Here is a 1,377-nt window from a genome sequence, read left to right as displayed (position 1 = left end):
CGCGGTGACCTACGCGTCGGGTGGGGCGGTCCGGTCGTTCGGCTATGACAATCTTGGGCGGACGACGGCGGACACGCTGTCCGGGCCGGGTGGGACGTTGCGGGCGGCGACGTACAGCTACGACGCCAACGACAATCGGCTGACCGAAACGTTGAGTCCGGCGGCGCTGGCGGGGTCGGGCAGTCAGAGCTACGGCTATGACCGGGCGGATCGGTTGACGTCCTGGACCAGCCCGGCGAACGTCACGACGAGCTACGGCTGGGACGGGGCGGGGAACCGCACCGCGGTGAACGGGACCGCCGCCAGTTTTGATGAGCGGAACCGGCTGACCTCCGATGGGACGGCGACCTACACCTATACGGCGCGGGGGACGCGGGCGACCCGGACCGCGGGCGGGTCGACGGCGACGACGACGTTCGACGGGTTTGATCGGTTGGTGTCGGACAGTACGTCGGGGACGACGACGTATGGGTATGACGGGTTGGATCGGCTCGCGGTCCGTAACAGCACCACGCTGGGTTACGCCGGGGTGGAGAAGGAGCCGGTGGCGGACGGGACGTCGACCTACGCCCGGGATCCGGATGGGGATCTGATCGGCTTGGGGACGCCGGGTGGGGCGTGGGCGCCGCTGGCCGACACCCACGGGGATGTGGTGGCGGCGTTCACCACGAACGGCGCCGGCCTGACCGACCAGAAGGTGTTCGACCCGTTCGGCGTCCCGACCACCGCGGGTAGTGCGAATGTGCGGGTCGGGTTTCAGGGGTCGTGGACGGATCCGACCACCGCCAAGGTGTCGGCGGAGGCGCGCTGGTACACCCCGGGGACGGGTGGGTTTGTCTCTCGGGACAGTGTCGGTCTGCCGTTGTCCGGGTCGGTCGGGGTCAACCGCTATCTCTATGCGAACGCGAACCCGCTGGCCTCCAACGATCCGTCCGGGCATTTCGCGCCGGCTATTGGATGTGCGATCGGTGCCTTGCTCGGGCCGGAGGGGTGTGCTGCCGGAGCCGGTCTCGTCTTTGCCGTCGCAGGCACCGCTGCGGTTGCCGGCGGGGTCTATGCGCTCATTAAGGGCGGTCAGAAGGTCTATGAGACCGGTCAGGCTTTCGGTCGTGCTGGGGATCGGTCGGCTACTGCGGGAGCGGCTGCGCCGGCGGTGGCCGTCAGTGGGGTTGATCTGTACATTCCGGGTTTGCTGCCGGCTGAATTTTCGCCGAATCTGGGTGTTCCTGTTGCTCCGGGTGTCGGGCCGGTGGGTGGTGGTTCGTCGGGTGGCGGGGGTTCGTCGTCGAATGCCGGTGGCCGGGTTTCGCCGAGGACGAGTCGGCCGCAGGTGAAGCCACGGCCGACGAGTCCGCCGCCCAGGCCGTGGGTGTCGGC

1 protein-coding gene is annotated in these 1,377 nt (G+C 68.8%); it reads left to right on the top strand.

Features of this window, described 5'->3' with window-relative positions; translation table 11 throughout:
- Positions 1-1,377 (top strand): RHS repeat-associated core domain-containing protein (locus tag U9983_RS27590; RefSeq protein ID WP_322756813.1); only part of this gene is annotated, 1,377 nt, incomplete at both ends.

The sequence above is a fragment of the Protofrankia sp. Cas3 genome (assembly GCF_963555955.1).
Lineage (GTDB): Bacteria > Actinomycetota > Actinomycetes > Frankiales > Frankiaceae > Protofrankia.
Note: the sequence above shows the minus strand (reverse complement) of the source record. Positions and strands in the feature narration are given on the sequence as shown.